This window comes from Candidatus Caldatribacterium sp. SIUC1 (assembly GCF_051549785.1).
In the GTDB taxonomy this organism is placed as follows: Bacteria; Atribacterota; Atribacteria; order Atribacterales; family Caldatribacteriaceae; genus Caldatribacterium.
The window spans coordinates 274,512-287,584 of record NZ_CP189974.1 but is presented as its reverse complement, the minus strand read 5'-3'; the positions used below and the strand labels follow the sequence as shown (position 1 = coordinate 287,584).

Genomic DNA, 13,073 nt, shown 5'->3' with positions numbered 1-13,073 from the left:
TACCACTTCACAGGACTTTTTGAAGCCGAAGGTCAAGGTCCACGAGGTTGAACGCCCGGAAGTACTTATCAAGAGCGCGTTCAATGGCTGTGAGGACGATGTCCTCCGGGAAGTATCCGTTTCTTTTCAGGTTCTCGTAAAGCAGCGCTCTTTTCGCCACCACTTCCGGCTGGGCCCAGATGTACCGGCATCCTGTTTTCACCAGCCACATTTTCCGCTCTCTGGGGAGTTCCAGGAGGTCCTTTCCCATTTCTTCGGGGAGGAGCCATTTCTTCCAGCGCCCGCTTTTGCGGACTTCCTGAGTGAGGACCTCAAGGATTTCTGATTTTTCGACCACCAGCTTCCGGGCAAAGAGCTCCTCTTCTATGTGGGCGAGCTCAGCCAGAGCGTTGTACTCCTCTTCGGTGAACTCTGGGCCCACGTTGGCTGCCCCCATGCCCGATTTCGGATAGTCCTCGGGGTTCTCCACGTAGTCGGTGTAGTGTCCCTTGATAAAGGACCCATAAGGTCGGGCCTTTTCGGCAAGCACCTGGGCAACCTGGGGGTCGAAAAGCGTGGTGTGGAGGTCTGTTCCCACCTTCCCCACCACGAAAATCGGCCAGACTCCCTCAAGTCCCCGGGCCTTCAGGGCGTCTTTAAGCCCAGAGAGGAACCGCTCGAAAACCCCAAGGTCCGCAAGTCCCCCATGGACCTCCTCGGTTCCTACTTCATAAGAGACGGGAGGAAGTCCCCGCTTTTTCCGGTGGTTTTCCGCATGCTCGATGAGTTCCACCGTCCGCTCAATGACCGTCTCCACAGGGAGCGTCGTCCCATGAGGCAGGGTTCGGTCTACAGTAGGGTCAACGTGGAGGAGGTCGTACCCTGCGTCAAGCGCGGCTTCAAACGACCGCTTCACCCAGTCCATGCACGTTTTCAGGTCCCATCCCTCGATGGTGTGTCGGTCTTTCACCCATGGTCCCCCATGGTCCAGGGCGATGATGATGAGCCCCTCAAAGTGGATGGCCTCGGCCTCCTGTTTCACGAGTTCCACGAATTCCCTCTGGGTGAGCCCCGTGTATCCCCGGTCGATGTCCACCTGGTTCAGCGTGGCGGCGAACTTCACTGGGGCCCGGGCTCGTTTGGCTGCCCGCAGGGCTGCCCGGATGACCGTCCGGGAATTGGGGCACACGGCAAGGAGTGTCTGGGGTTTCCCCTCAAGCTCTGCCAGCTCCTGCATTTTCCGCATCAGGAAATCGCAAACCGGGACACCGGCCTTTTGGGCTTTCTCCCGGATGGGGCTTGCGTCAACCGTTTCGCGGGGGAACATCCTCTTCCTCCTTCCTTAGAAACGCTCCAGGAATGCTTCCACATCTTCCCAGGTTGGAGCTCCTTCCATGGGTCCCTTTCTGGTTACCGCCAGGGCTCCCACGGCGTTGGCAAACCTCCCTGCCTCTTCCACGCTCATCCCCCGGGAGAGGGCTGCCAGGAACCCGGCACAGTAACAGTCTCCTGCCCCTGTGGGATCGACTTCCTCCACGGGGAAGGCCGGAAGCGTGTACACCCCCTTCCTCGTCACCACGGTGGACCCCCGCTTTCCCTGTTTGATGGCCACAATCTCCGGGCCTTCCGAGAGCACTTTCTCTGCGGCCTTCAGGGGATCCTGTTCTCCAGTGAGGACGGAGAGTTCCTCTTCGGTGGGGAAGACGATGAAACTCTCCTTGAGAATAGGCAGGAAGAGCTCCCGGGCCCGGTCTTTCCCTAAAAGCTCAGGCCGGAAATTGGGGTCGAAGCTCACACGCTTTTTCGCTCCCCGGACGATGCGGATGGCCTTTTCATAAGAAGCCCGGCAGTTCTCGTTGATGAGCATGGTGGAGCCCATGACGTGCAGGAGGTCTACTTTTACGAAATCCTCCTCCCGTATGTCCTCGGGGAATATCTGTCCTGAAGCTGCCCGGGAGATGTGGTAGATGAACTTCCGGGAACCATCGCTGAAATAGGTCACAAAGGCCACTCCGGTGGTGAAGTCGTCGAGGATTTTGATGCCCGAGGTGTCCACTCCGTCGTTTTGCAGCCGCTCAAGCACGAGAAAACCGAAGTCGTCTCGCCCGATGGCGCCGACGAAAAAGACCTCCCCCTTCAGGCGAGCCAGACAATCGGCAAAAATTGCCGGGGCTCCGCTGGGGTACGGCCCGAGGAAAACCCCGGGAACACCCAGAGGAACGTCCACCTTATCCCGCATGATTTCTACAAGGAGTTCTCCCATGCATCCCACTCGCATAGCCCTTCCTCCTTTCTTCCAAATACCTTAGCGCAAGACCAAAAAAGCCTCAAGCGAAAAAACGGAAACGCTCCGTCCCTCATTGACAGGAGAAGAGCAATGTGTTATATACATGACAGAATCTGTGTAAATAATAACACCTCAGGAGGGAGTCAGCGCTCCCTCCCGAACGAATGGAAAGGAGTAGGGAACGATGGGCGAAGTCTACTCAGATGCTCTGGGCATGATTGAGACCCGTGGGTTTGCGGCGATGGTGGAGGCAGCTGACGCCATGGTCAAAGCGGCAAAGGTAGAACTCGTCGGATACGAAAAGATTGGCGGAGGGTACGTCACCGCTATCGTGCGAGGGGACGTGGCAGCGGTGCGGGCGGCTCTTGATGCCGGACAGGTTGCGGCAGCAAAGGTTGGAGAGGTTGTCTCTGTCCATATCATCCCGCGTCCTCATCCGAATGTGGACGAGGTTCTTCCTCTTGGTCGGGGTGGCAAGAAGAAGGACATCACCATCGGTGAAAAGGATTGAAAGGGAGAACATCGCTTTATGATTCTCGCCAGAGTGGTGGGGACGGTCGTTTCCACCCGCAAAGAGGAGAAAATCAAGGGCATCAAGTTTCTGCTCCTTGAGAAAATTGACCCCGTGACGCTCCAGGGGAAAGGGGATTACCTTGTGGCCATGGACTGTGTCGGGGCAGGAAAGGGAGAAATCGTTTTCTACGTTTCAGGGAGTAGCGCCCGGATGACTGCGATCACCGAGGGCAAACCAAGCGATGCCGCCATTGTGGCGATTGTGGATGCAATTGAGGTCGACGGGAAAGTAGTGTACCAGAAGGACGCCGTTGTGACCACGTAACCAGGGGAGAAAGGCATGATTCTGGCTAAGGTTGTTGGAACGGTGGTGGCAAGTCAGAAAAACGATGGTATTGCCGGGGGGAAGTACCTTCTGGTGCGGACCTGCGATACCCGGGGGAGAGAAAAGGGCGAGTACCTGGTGGCCCTTGACCTTGTGGGGAGTGGGAGAGGCGAAGTTGTCCTTATCTCCCAGGGGAGTTCGGCCCGCCAGACCGAGTTCACCTACCAGAAGGCCATAGACTGTGTCATTGTTGGCATCGTGGATCGCATAGAAGAGAACGGCCAGGTCGTCTTCCGGAAGGAAGAAGGGCGATGACAGTTCCCGAAGCCGTCAAAGCCATGGGAGTGGTTGGTGCAGGAGGAGGAGGCTTTCCTACCCATGTGAAGCTCTCTCGCTCCGTTGAGGTGGTCATTGCCAACGGTGCAGAGTGTGAGCCGCTTCTTGGGAACGACAAGCTTGTCATGGAAGAAGAAGCGGAAGCAGTGGTTACGGGTCTTTGCCTCGCCATGGAAGCGACCGGGGCCAGAAAGGGCGTCATTGCTCTGAAAGGCAGGGGTTCCCCCGCAGAGGAAGCCCTCCGGAAAGCCTCTCAGGGGAAGAAAGGTCTCAGCATTTTCTCTCTGGGCGATTACTATCCGGCGGGGGATGAGTTCCTGCTTGTGCGGGAGGTCACCGGGCGTATTGTTCCTGAAGGAGGGATCCCTCCTTCAGTTGGCGTGGTGGTGCTGAACGTTGAGACGCTCCGGAACGTTGCCCGGGCTGTGGAGGGGAAACCGGTGATCGAGCGCACCCTGACCTGTCAGGGGGAAGTTCGCCGGCCTTCGGTCCTCCGGGTGCGGGTGGGGACACCCTTTGAAAAGGTTCTGGAGCACTGCGGCGGCGCCACGGTGGACGATTTCGTCCTCCTTGTGGGAGGGCCAATGATGGGGTCGGTGACCACCGACCTGAAAGCCCCGGTAACGAAGACGACTTCGGGTCTTTTTGTCCTCCCCCGGGACCATGTTCTCGTGCAGAAGAAGACCCTGCCCCTTCCCTTCATTATCAGGCAGAGCAAGACCGCCTGCTGCCAGTGCACGTACTGTACGGAGTTCTGCCCCCGGTATCTTCTGGGGCATGACCTGGCTCCGCACAAGATCATGCGGCAGATTGCCCTTGGGCTTGATGTGCCCCCTGAAACCATCGAGCGTGCGGTGCTCTGCAGCGAGTGTGGCCTGTGTGAAATTGCCTGCCCGATGGAGCTCTCTCCGAGGCTGGTGAACCGGGCGATCAAAGAGCATTTCCTCAGGATGCAGTATCGACCGGTATTTCCCCAGAGGGCTCTGCAGACCCGTGTGGACTTTCCGTACCGGAAGGTCCCGGTCTTGCGGATCAAGGGGAGACTCCGGGTTGAAGAGTACGAGAAGCGCCCGCTTTTCCGGATGCGAGAGGTTCCGCTACCGGAGCGGGTTGAGCTTCTCCTGAAGCAGCACGTGGGGGCTCCGGCTCGAGCAGTGGTCAGGGTAGGGGACGTGGTGCAGGAAGGAGACCTTGTGGGAGAGGCGGGAGAGGAAGTCAGTGCCCGTGTGCATGCCAGCATCGGGGGGCGTGTCGTCTTTGTCGATGACGAGCGAGTGGTTATTGAAGCCCGGTAGCTGAGGTGGACGAATGGACATCGTCGTTCTGGGAGCACTGGAATTCAATTCCATCGCCATAGGCATCAAGGCCCTGGATGCCATGGTGAAGGCTGCACCGGTGAGGGTTGTTGATGCGAAGACCATCTGTCCGGGAAAATTCCTCATCGTGGTGAGTGGGGAGGTGGCCGAAGTTGACGCCTCGCTCACCGCGGGGAAGGAAGCCGGAGAAGGTTGCGTGGTGGATGAGCTCTTCATCCCCAATCTCCATCCCCAGGTTATCCCGGCCATTCTGGGAACGGTGGTCTGCGAGATGTGGGATGCCGTAGCGGTGGTCGAGGCTTTTTCGGCCATCGCCAGCATTGAGGCGGCCGATGTGGCGGCAAAGACGGCCGATGTCCTCATTACCGAGGTGCGCCTGGCGGTGGGCATGGGTGGAAAATCGTACGTGAAGATGATGGGGGATATCCACGAGGTGGAGGCAGCCGTCTCGGCAGCGAAAACGGTGATTGCCCATCGGGGGCTCCTCTGCAAGGAAGTCATCATTCCCAGTCCCCATCCCGATATCCGGCCGTACTTTCTCTTTTGAAGGTGGGGTTGACGTATGGAGGTTAAGGAAGCCGATATCCGCTCCATTGTGGAGCAGGTGATTGAGAGACTCGAAAAAAGCGGGGTGCTCCCGAGAGCTCCAGAAGTTCGGGAAGAACCCCCTCTGCGGGGTGCGGGGGTTTTCGAGAACATCGAGGATGCGGTAAGGGCGGCCCGGAAGGCTCACGAGAAGCTCATGGAGCTCCCCCTTGAAACCCGCCGCAACATTATCCGTGCCATCCGGAGGGTTTCTGTGCGGGAAGCGGAAACCCTTGCCCGGATGGCTCACGAGGAAACGGGAATGGGTCGCGTGGCGGATAAGGTCGAGAAGAACCGCCTCGCTGCCCTGAAAACGCCAGGAGTGGAGGACCTTGAGCCTATGGCCTTCACCGATGAACATGGGCTCACCCTTGTCGAGCGGGCACCCTACGGGGTGATTGCCTCCATCACTCCGTCCACCAACCCCACCTCCACCATCATCAATAACACCATCAGCATGGTGGCGGCAGGAAATGCCGTGGTTTTCCATCCCCATCCGGGGGCAAAGCGCTCATCCTGCGCTACCGTGACGCTCCTCAACGAAGCCATCGTCGAAGCCGGGGGTCCAGAGAACCTCGTCTGCGCCATCGGGAACCCCACCCTCGAGTCCGCTCAGGCACTCATGAAGCATCCCGTGGTTCGCCTTCTTGTGGTCACCGGCGGGGGAGGGGTGGTCCAGGCGGCTATGGCGAGCGGCAAGAAGGTTATTGCTGCCGGTCCCGGAAATCCTCCCTGTGTGGTGGACGAGACGGCCGATATTGCCAAGGCGGGTCGGGATATCGTCCTCGGTGCCGGTTTCGACAACAACATCGTCTGCGTCTGCGAGAAGGAAATCCTCGTGGTGAACGAGGTTGCCGAGGACCTCGAGAAGGCCATGGAGTTCAACGGGGGTTTTCGGCTCAATCGACACCAGATGGAGGAGGTCACACGTCTGGTCATCGATGAACCGGGAGGACCGGGAAAGCCCGGAAAGCCAAAGAGGGAATGGGTTGGAAAGGATGCGTCCTTTATTGCCCGGGAAATCGGCCTTCGGGTTCCCGAGAACACGAGGATTCTCTTTGGTGAAGTCGATCGGGATAACCCCCTGGTCTGGACGGAGCAATTGCTCCCTGTGATTCCTGTTGTGCGTTTCCATGACGTGGAAGAGGCTATGGAGTTTGCCGTGGAGTGTGAGCACCATTTCCGGCACACGGCGGTCATGCATTCCCGGAATATTGCCAATCTCTCGAAAATGGCGAAAATGATGGACTGTTCCATCTTTGTGAAGAACGGCCCGGCGTACAGTGGGCTCGGGAAGGGTGGCGCTGGTTTCACCAGTTTCACCATTGCTACCCCCACCGGAGAGGGTCTCACCCGCGCCCGGACCTTCACCCGGGAGCGGCGTTGTACTCTGGTGGACTACTTCCGCATCGTGTGAGGAGGAGGAAACATGAAGCTTGCTCGGGTTATTGGGACGGTGGTGGCCACGCAGAAAGTTCCTTCGTTCGAGGGCATCAAGCTCCTCCTCATTCAGCCTCTTGATGAGAACCTCAAAGAGGTCGGATCTCCGCTTGTCGCCTGTGATACGGTTCAGGCCGGTCCAGGAGACATTGTCTTTTTTGAGGGAGGGCGGGAGGCAGCACTGGCGCTCCCGAACTGGTTCAACCCCTCCGATTGCACGATTCTGGGTATTGTCGATGCGGTGAATATTGAGGGGGCTGCATCCCCATGATGCTCGGGAAAGTTGTGGGGAATGTGGTGTCAACGGCAAAACTCCCCATCCTCCAGGGTCTGAAAATCATGGTGGTGCAACCCCTTGACGGGGAAAGACGACCAAAGGGCCAGACGATTCTGGCGTTCGATATGGTCCAGGCAGGGGTTGGGGATACGGTGCTTGTGATTGATGAGGGGAATTCCTGCCGGACGATTCTTGGCGATCCCCAGGCACCAATCCGGATGCTCATCGTGGGAATCGTGGATGAGATTGAGCAGTAGGGGGAGAGACGATGCCAGAACGGAGCTTTTCCCGAGTCGTCCAGAACGTGGTGGGAGGGCTGCATGCCCTGGGGACTCCCCCAAAGACCGATCCTGATCCTGTGAACCAGAAAGACCATGTGGTACGGGTGGCCATTGGCTCGGACCACCGAGGTTTCGAGGCAAAGGAAATCCTCAAGCGGTACCTCACCTCTTTGGGGTACCGGGTGTACGATGTGGGGACATTCAGCGGAGACCAGAGTGTGGATTACCCGGACTTTGCCGTGAAGGTGGCGCAGAAAGTCGCCTCCGGGGAGTGCGAACGGGGAATCATGATTGACGGGATGGGCATCGGTTCCTGTATGGTGTGCAATAAGGTGCGGGGTATTCGGGCGGCGCTCTGTTATGACCGGGACAGCGTCATCAACAGCCGCGAGCACAACAACGCCAATGTCCTCACCCTTGGAGCCCGACACTCGCCGGAGGAACTGTGTGAGCTCGTGAAACTCTGGCTTGAGACGCGGTTTGCCGGGGGACGGCACTGGTCCCGGGTGAACAAAATCATGGCGGTGGAGAGGGGTCATTTCGGACCATGAATCGAGAAGAGCTTATCGAACGGGTAACAAAAGAGGTATTGGCCAGGCTTCAAGGTGTTTCCCGGAGTGAGGAGCAACGGGCGCGTGCTCCACAGAGCTCCTCAGAGTGTGCCTGTGACCTTGTTTTGACTCCTTCAGACATTGCCCGCTACATCGACCATACCCTCCTTCGACCTGATGCCACAAGGGCAATGATCGAGAAGCTCTGTGATGAAGCTGTGCAGTACCGTTTCTACGCTGTGTGTGTGAACCCCTGCTGGGTTGCCCTCTGTGCCAGAAGACTTCGTGGGACCGGGGTCAAGGTGGCCACGGTGGTTGGTTTTCCTCTCGGAGCAACCGATAGCCGCACCAAGGCCTTTGAGACCCGCAATGCCATCGAAAACGGGGCCGATGAAATCGACATGGTCATCAACATCGGAGCGTTGAAATCCCGGGACCTCAAGACCTTCGAAGAGGACCTCTGGGCGGTGAAGCGGGCCTGCCGTCCAACAACAGTCACCAAAGCCATTATCGAAACGTGTCTTCTCACCGATGAGGAAAAGGTCCTGGCTTCCGAAATCATCAAGAAGGTGGGGTATGACTTCGTTAAAACCTCCACGGGGTTCTCCACGGGAGGTGCCACCGCCCGGGATGTCGCGCTGATTCGGAGAACCGTTGGTCCCAAAATGGGGATTAAGGCTTCAGGGGGCATTCGGACCTTTGAGGACGCAAGGCTCATGATTCTCTCTGGGGCTACTCGTCTTGGGACGAGCGCCTCGGTGAAGATTGTCACGGGAGGCGAGTGAGGGAGAGCATGGAGCGCCTCGATGACCTTGTGGCGTACATTGCCGAAATCGTGGTCCAGGAACTCCAGGGTACCCCAGGGGCACCGGGGGGAGAATGTACCATTCCCGTTGAGGTTTCAAACCGCCACTGCCACCTCACAAGGGAGACCTTTGAGGTGCTCTACGGCAAGGGGAAGGAGCTGACTCTACTTCGGGAGCTCTCCCAGCGAGGGGAATTTGCTGCCCAGGAGACGGTGACGCTCGTTGGCCCCAACATGCGCTCCATTGAGGGTGTGCGGATTCTCGGCCCTTTTCGCAAGTTCGACCAGGTGGAATTATCTTTCACCGATGGGTTTTACCTGGGAATGGACCTTCCGGTTCGTCTGAGTGGGGATGTTGCAGGATCCGCCCCTATCACCATTGTGGGCCCTAAGGGCTCGGTGACGCTCAAAGAAGGGGCAATCCGGGCCATGCGCCACCTCCATGCAAGCCCGGAAGAGGCGAAGAGGCTTGGTTTACGAGATGGGGAGAAAATCGCCATAGAGGTACCCGGACCCATTGGGGTGGTTTTCCAGAATGTTACTGTCCGGGTTTCCCCAAACGGTCGGCTCGCTTTCCACATCGATACCGATGAGGCCAATGCCGCTGGGGTGAAGCGGAGAGGGCTTGGGCGGATTGTGAGGGGGTAAGACGGAAGTTCCCTGGCGAGAGCATAAAAAATGGGCGGGGAGCATGCTCCCCGCCCATTGCGTTTCTTGGTGTGTCACTTCTCCTTCCCTGTGGGAGTGAGTTCGAAGTCAATCATCTTCCAGCCAGTGAGGTCAATCTTCTCCGTCACCTGGGGAGCAAAGTTGAACCACCGGACCAGGTACTCGGCCTTCATGTGGTCCTCTTTCCAGACCTTGAAGTTGTACCAGTTCTCGTAGAACATGATCTTGCGGTAGTTCCTGGCCATGGTGTCCATGTCGAGGTTCACGTGCATGGTGTACTCAATGCACCCGGGCTCAGTGTGGGTGTAGGGGACAAGGGCGAGGAGTTCTTTCCAGGCCCGGTCCTCGCACCCTTCCTTGACGTCCACCAGGGCTAAGAGGGTGTACTTCTCCTTGGGATCGGGGTTCTCACCGCCACGGAAGACGGGGTTCGTGGGAAGGTCTACGGCTTCCCAGATGGAGAGGTCAATCCTCTCGCAGACCTCCTTGGACTTCTCAAACCAGGCCTTGAGGTAGGGCATTTCCATGTGCTTGTCCCAGTCGTCACGGCTCCGCCAGATCTCGTAGAACATGTAGAGCCTGGGGTTCTCCACCATGTAGTTGTCGTACTCTGTGCCCACGTTGATGTGCATCTGGTAGAAGATGCAGCCCGGTTCTTTGTTGGTGAGAGGGATGAGTTTCATGAGCTCTTCTCTGGCGACCTCTTCGTATCCTTCCTTCACATGAACGATGGCAAGAACGACAAAAGGTTTGTTATCCGCTGGCCGACCTGCCGCCAGGGCAACACAGCTCATCAACCCCACAAGGATCATCCCCGCAAGGAACACTACCCACGCTTTCTTCACATGCCTTCCCTCCTTTGGTTTTTTTTTCGGTGTTGTCTGGGTTACCAACCGGGTGAGAGATTTCCAGTGTTTTTCCTCGTCACATCACCCCCATTTCTTTGGGATATTAAACTCAAAATATGATATTTTTTTAACACAACTTTGCGCCTAAAAATATACCTCTTCCATCGGGTGATGTCAAGTATCTGCTGTCAAAATCCTGTGAGCAGGAGCAAATGGGAATACTCCGTCGTTTTTTATTTTTTAAAATCTCACATTCACTGCAACATCAATAACAGATTTGCGTTCAGACTGCCCACCGGCGGGCGCGTTCCACCGCCCTCTTCCAACCGGCGTAGAGCTCTTCCCGGCGGGAAGCATCCATTTGAGGCTCAAAGACCCGGTCGATTTTCCACTGCGCGGCGATTTCCTCTTTGTCTTTCCAGAATCCCACACCCAGCCCGGCAAGGTATGCCGCACCCATGGCGGCCATTTCGGTCACAACCGGCCTGATAACGGGGACACCGAGGATATCTGCCTGGAACTGCATGAGGAAGTTGTTCTTCACCGCTCCCCCGTCAACCCGAAGCGACTCGAGCACCTGCCCGGAATCGGCGATCATCGCTTCCAGAACGTCCCTTGTCTGGTAAGCCATGGACTCGAGCGTCGCCCGGACGATGTGCTCCCGGGTTGTCCCTCGGGTGATGCCGATGATAAGCCCCCGGGCGTACATGTCCCAGTACGGTGCACAGAGCCCGGTGAAGGCCGGGACCACGTAGACTCCGGCGGTATCGGGGACCGACTGAGCCATGGCCTCGGTCTGTGCGGCACTCTCGATGATTTTGAGCCCGTCGCGCAACCACTGGACTGCGGCGCCCCCGATGAAGACCACTCCTTCCAGGGCATATTCAATCTTCCCCCCGATTCCCCAGGCAAGATCCGTGGTCAGGCCATTCTGGGAAAGGAGGAACTTCTCGCCGATATTCATCATCAGGGCCAGGGCTGTGCCATAGGTGTTCTTGGCCATCCCGGGCCGGAAACAGGTCTGGCCGAAGAGCGCCGCATGCTGGTCTCCCGCTACCCCCGCGATGGGGATTTCGGCATGGCCAAAAATCTCCTCGTTTCTGGCCATGGCCATGACCCCACTTGACGGTCTGGGTGTGGGCAGGATTTCCCGAGGGATGTCCAGAGCGTCAAGGAGCTCCTGGTCCCATGCTAAGGTTCGAACGTTGAAGAGCATCGTCCTTGAGGCGTTCGAGTAGTCCGTGACATGGGCGCTACCCTTGCTGAGGTTCCATATGAGCCAGGAGTCGATGCATCCCATGAGGAGTTTCCCCTGCCGTGCGAGGTTGCTGGCTTCGGGGACGTTATCCAGAATCCACTTGATTTTGGTGGCCGAAAAGTACGCATCGATGGTCAGCCCGGTCTTCTCCCGCACTTTTTCCTCAAAGCCCCGTGCTTTTAACTCTTCACATATTGGGGCTGTTCGGCGACACTGCCAGACAATGGCGTTGTAGACCGGATGTCCCGTCTCCCTGTCCCAGAGAATGGTGGTTTCCCGCTGGTTGGTGATACCGATTCCTGCGATCTGGTCGGGCCGGGCCTTCGCTTTCTCCAGGGCTTCCCTCATGCAGGCAAGGGTGGTTTCCCAGTGTTCCAGGGGATTGTGCTCCACCCATCCGGGGTGAGGGTAGATCTGGCTGATTTCCCGGTATGAATTCGCCACGATATTCCCTTCCCGGTCGACGAGAATCACCCTCGTCCCTGTTGTCCCCTGGTCAATGGCCATGACGTACTTCTTTTCCACGGCGATCCCCCTCCGATTTCCGGAATGCTACGGCTTGATGATGACCTTCAAGGCCTCTCCTTTCTCCACCGCACGCACACCCTCCATGATCTGGGGAAGAGAATATATGTGCGTGATGTACCGGCGCGCAACGATTTTCCCTTCAGCCAGGATTTTCAGGGCCAGTCGATTCTGAGCCGCCGTTGAGGCATGGGCCCCGAAAACCCCTACCTCCTTGTAGTGGATGAGGTTGCTGTCAAGGTAACCCTTGGATTTTCCCTGGGGCAGGCCGCCGAAAAGACTCACCCGACCCCTTCTTGCCACCATCTGCAGGGCCTGGTTCTGTGCCTCTCCCACCGGGCAGGCCACGATGACCACATCCACCCCCTGTCCCCCGGTCCGGGAGAGAATCTCCTCGACGGGATCGGCCTCGTTACTGTTTATGGTCACGACGTTTTTCCCCAGGGTGGCAGCGTGTTCCAACCTCTCCGGCACTATGTCGGTGACGAAGACCCTGCTTGCCCCTTTGAGCATGGCGAGTTCGGTGTGGAATAGCCCGATAACCCCTGCACCGATGACGGCCACGGTCTGCCCCAGCCTTATGTCGAGGAAACTCTGTCCGTTGATGCAGCAGGCCAGGGGTTCCGCCAGTGCCGCTTCTTCAAAGCTCAACCCCTGAGGGATCCGGTTCACGTGGCCCTGCCGCACCGCTTTTGCCGGGACGGCCATGACCTCGGCAAAGCCACCGTCGAATTCAAAGCCAATCGTTTCCAGATTGGGGCACATATTGGTGATGCCATGGCGGCAGTACTCACATACTCCACAACCTATGGCCGGTGCTACGGTGACCGCTTCGCCCACGCTGTAGCCTGAAGTCTCCGGACCCACTGCCTTGATAATCCCTGCCACTTCATGGCCCAGAACTCTTGGGGGCGTGACGTGGGCACTCCCATGTCGCAGGGTTCTCACATCAGACCCGCATATAGCACAGGCTTTGACCTCTACGAGTATTCCTCCCGGTTCCACCTCCGGTTCGGGGATTTCTTCCACAACCATCTCGTTCACAGCCTTCATAACCGCCGCCTTCAAGGGAGGACCT

Annotated in this window: 16 protein-coding genes; 11 read left to right on the top strand and 5 right to left on the bottom strand. The window is 57.8% G+C overall.

Annotated features, from left to right (window positions below):
- Positions 1-7 precede the first annotated feature (7 nt).
- Both ACP6EK_RS01485 and ACP6EK_RS01480 read right to left on the bottom strand, forming a co-directional pair.
- Positions 8-1,306, bottom strand: coding sequence for a class II D-tagatose-bisphosphate aldolase non-catalytic subunit (locus ACP6EK_RS01485; protein ID WP_438316872.1), 1,299 nt, complete (start codon positions 1,304-1,306; stop codon positions 8-10).
- Between the two features lie 15 nt (positions 1,307-1,321).
- On the bottom strand, positions 1,322-2,257 hold the full coding sequence (locus ACP6EK_RS01480) for a carbohydrate kinase family protein (RefSeq protein WP_438316869.1): 936 nt from the start codon (positions 2,255-2,257) through the stop codon (positions 1,322-1,324).
- Between the two features lie 193 nt (positions 2,258-2,450).
- On the opposite strand from ACP6EK_RS01480, the gene ACP6EK_RS01475 reads away from it, so the two are divergent.
- The 11 genes from ACP6EK_RS01475 (at position 2,451) to pduL (ending at position 9,343) form a co-directional block, all read left to right on the top strand.
- The gene (locus ACP6EK_RS01475) at positions 2,451-2,777 is read left to right on the top strand and encodes a BMC domain-containing protein (protein WP_017873728.1); all 327 of its coding nucleotides are present in this window, start codon (positions 2,451-2,453) and stop codon (positions 2,775-2,777) included.
- An 18-nt stretch (positions 2,778-2,795) separates the two neighbouring features.
- Complete coding sequence (locus ACP6EK_RS01470; RefSeq protein ID WP_017890600.1) at positions 2,796-3,104, top strand: EutN/CcmL family microcompartment protein; 309 nt, start codon at positions 2,796-2,798, stop codon at positions 3,102-3,104.
- A gap of 15 nt (positions 3,105-3,119) precedes the next feature.
- Positions 3,120-3,419, top strand: coding sequence for a EutN/CcmL family microcompartment protein (locus ACP6EK_RS01465; RefSeq protein ID WP_017890599.1), 300 nt, complete (start codon positions 3,120-3,122; stop codon positions 3,417-3,419).
- A complete protein-coding gene (locus tag ACP6EK_RS01460) occupies positions 3,416-4,735 on the top strand; it encodes a 4Fe-4S dicluster domain-containing protein (protein WP_438316864.1) in 1,320 nt (439 codons plus the stop codon). Before ACP6EK_RS01465 ends, ACP6EK_RS01460 begins: the two co-directional genes overlap by 4 nt.
- A 13-nt stretch (positions 4,736-4,748) precedes the next feature.
- On the top strand, positions 4,749-5,303 hold the full coding sequence (locus ACP6EK_RS01455; RefSeq protein ID WP_438316861.1) for a BMC domain-containing protein: 555 nt from the start codon (positions 4,749-4,751) through the stop codon (positions 5,301-5,303).
- A 15-nt stretch (positions 5,304-5,318) separates the two neighbouring features.
- The gene (locus ACP6EK_RS01450; protein WP_438316858.1) at positions 5,319-6,758 is read left to right on the top strand and encodes an aldehyde dehydrogenase family protein; all 1,440 of its coding nucleotides are present in this window, start codon (positions 5,319-5,321) and stop codon (positions 6,756-6,758) included.
- A gap of 12 nt (positions 6,759-6,770) precedes the next feature.
- Complete coding sequence (locus ACP6EK_RS01445) at positions 6,771-7,052, top strand: EutN/CcmL family microcompartment protein (protein ID WP_438316855.1); 282 nt, start codon at positions 6,771-6,773, stop codon at positions 7,050-7,052.
- Positions 7,049-7,315 carry a EutN/CcmL family microcompartment protein gene (locus tag ACP6EK_RS01440; RefSeq protein WP_438316852.1) on the top strand — a complete coding sequence of 89 codons (267 nt, stop codon included), beginning with the start codon at positions 7,049-7,051 and terminating at the stop codon, positions 7,313-7,315. The genes ACP6EK_RS01445 and ACP6EK_RS01440 overlap by 4 nt, the downstream gene beginning before the upstream one ends.
- 11 nt (positions 7,316-7,326) lie before the next feature.
- Positions 7,327-7,890: a ribose 5-phosphate isomerase B gene (rpiB, locus tag ACP6EK_RS01435; RefSeq protein WP_438316849.1), complete on the top strand. Its 564-nt coding sequence runs from the start codon at positions 7,327-7,329 to the stop codon at positions 7,888-7,890.
- 191 nt (positions 7,891-8,081) lie between these two features.
- Positions 8,082-8,675, top strand: a complete 594-nt coding sequence (deoC, locus tag ACP6EK_RS01430) for a deoxyribose-phosphate aldolase (RefSeq protein ID WP_438318812.1) — start codon at positions 8,082-8,084, stop codon at positions 8,673-8,675.
- Between the two features lie 8 nt (positions 8,676-8,683).
- On the top strand, positions 8,684-9,343 hold the full coding sequence (gene pduL / locus ACP6EK_RS01425; protein ID WP_438318809.1) for a phosphate propanoyltransferase: 660 nt from the start codon (positions 8,684-8,686) through the stop codon (positions 9,341-9,343).
- Between the two features lie 74 nt (positions 9,344-9,417).
- Here the strand turns inward: pduL and ACP6EK_RS01420 are convergent, their stop codons facing one another.
- The 3 genes from ACP6EK_RS01420 to ACP6EK_RS01410 all read right to left on the bottom strand — a co-directional run bounded on the left by ACP6EK_RS01420 (position 9,418) and on the right by ACP6EK_RS01410 (position 13,063).
- Entirely contained in the window at positions 9,418-10,209 is a 792-nt protein-coding gene (locus tag ACP6EK_RS01420; RefSeq protein ID WP_438316846.1) for a putative quinol monooxygenase, read from the bottom strand.
- Between the two features lie 286 nt (positions 10,210-10,495).
- Entirely contained in the window at positions 10,496-11,977 is a 1,482-nt protein-coding gene (gene glpK / locus ACP6EK_RS01415) for a glycerol kinase GlpK (RefSeq protein ID WP_438318806.1), read from the bottom strand.
- 45 nt (positions 11,978-12,022) lie between these two features.
- Positions 12,023-13,063, bottom strand: coding sequence for a zinc-dependent dehydrogenase (locus ACP6EK_RS01410; RefSeq protein ID WP_438316844.1), 1,041 nt, complete (start codon positions 13,061-13,063; stop codon positions 12,023-12,025).
- Positions 13,064-13,073 lie beyond the last annotated feature (10 nt).

Excerpts from the sequence above, each read along its gene's own strand:
- glpK (WP_438318806.1), bottom strand. The coding sequence starts at position 11,977 with ATGGCCATTGACCAGGGGACAACAGGGACGAGGGTGATTCTCGTCGAC.
- ACP6EK_RS01445 (WP_438316855.1), top strand. The coding sequence starts at position 6,771 with ATGAAGCTTGCTCGGGTTATTGGGACGGTGGTGGCCACGCAGAAAGTT.
- ACP6EK_RS01465 (WP_017890599.1), top strand. The coding sequence starts at position 3,120 with ATGATTCTGGCTAAGGTTGTTGGAACGGTGGTGGCAAGTCAGAAAAAC.
- ACP6EK_RS01485 (WP_438316872.1), bottom strand. The coding sequence starts at position 1,306 with ATGTTCCCCCGCGAAACGGTTGACGCAAGCCCCATCCGGGAGAAAGCC.
- ACP6EK_RS01470 (WP_017890600.1), top strand. The coding sequence starts at position 2,796 with ATGATTCTCGCCAGAGTGGTGGGGACGGTCGTTTCCACCCGCAAAGAG.
- rpiB (WP_438316849.1), top strand. The coding sequence starts at position 7,327 with ATGCCAGAACGGAGCTTTTCCCGAGTCGTCCAGAACGTGGTGGGAGGG.
- ACP6EK_RS01440 (WP_438316852.1), top strand. The coding sequence starts at position 7,049 with ATGATGCTCGGGAAAGTTGTGGGGAATGTGGTGTCAACGGCAAAACTC.
- deoC (WP_438318812.1), top strand. The coding sequence starts at position 8,082 with ATGATCGAGAAGCTCTGTGATGAAGCTGTGCAGTACCGTTTCTACGCT.
- ACP6EK_RS01475 (WP_017873728.1), top strand. The coding sequence starts at position 2,451 with ATGGGCGAAGTCTACTCAGATGCTCTGGGCATGATTGAGACCCGTGGG.
- ACP6EK_RS01480 (WP_438316869.1), bottom strand. The coding sequence starts at position 2,257 with ATGCGAGTGGGATGCATGGGAGAACTCCTTGTAGAAATCATGCGGGAT.
- ACP6EK_RS01450 (WP_438316858.1), top strand. The coding sequence starts at position 5,319 with ATGGAGGTTAAGGAAGCCGATATCCGCTCCATTGTGGAGCAGGTGATT.
- ACP6EK_RS01460 (WP_438316864.1), top strand. The coding sequence starts at position 3,416 with ATGACAGTTCCCGAAGCCGTCAAAGCCATGGGAGTGGTTGGTGCAGGA.
- pduL (WP_438318809.1), top strand. The coding sequence starts at position 8,684 with ATGGAGCGCCTCGATGACCTTGTGGCGTACATTGCCGAAATCGTGGTC.
- ACP6EK_RS01455 (WP_438316861.1), top strand. The coding sequence starts at position 4,749 with ATGGACATCGTCGTTCTGGGAGCACTGGAATTCAATTCCATCGCCATA.